1 protein-coding gene is annotated in these 599 nt (G+C 63.9%); it reads left to right on the top strand.

The annotated features are described in order from the left end of the window. Positions 1–599, top strand: a 599-nt coding sequence (locus tag AC07FD_RS39615; protein WP_478354230.1) for an EF-Tu/IF-2/RF-3 family GTPase, incomplete at both ends; no start/stop codon positions are given.

Below are 599 nucleotides of genomic sequence, written 5' to 3'. Positions count from 1 at the left end.
GTCGGCGTGCCGTCGATCGTGGTGTTCCTGAACAAGGTCGACCAGGTCGATGACGCCGAGCTGCTCGAACTGGTCGAGCTCGAGGTTCGCGAGCTTCTGACCAAGAACGAGTTCCCCGGCGACGACATTCCGATCGTCAAGGGCTCGGCTCTGGCTGCTCTGGAAGATTCCGACAAGAAGATCGGCGAGGACGCGATCCGCGAGCTGATGGCTGCGGTCGACGCCTACATCCCGACGCCGGTTCGTCCGCTCGACAAGCCGTTCCTGATGCCGATCGAAGACGTGTTCTCGATCTCTGGCCGTGGCACGGTTGTGACCGGTCGCGTCGAGCGCGGCGTGGTCAAGGTCGGCGAGGAACTCGAGATCATCGGCATCCGTCCGACGACCAAGACGACCTGCACCGGCGTCGAGATGTTCCGCAAGCTGCTCGATCAGGGCCAGGCCGGCGACAACATCGGCGCGCTGCTGCGCGGCGTTGATCGTGAAGGTGTCGAGCGCGGCCAGGTTCTGGCCAAGCCCGGCACGGTGAAGCCGCACAAGAAGTTCGTGGCCGAAGCCTACATCCTGACCAAGGACGAAGGTGGCCGTCACACGCCGTT

It is taken from the genome of Mesorhizobium waitakense (assembly GCF_056431085.1).
The sequence above is the reverse complement of the archived record's forward strand: the minus strand, read 5'-3'. Positions and strand labels throughout refer to the sequence as shown.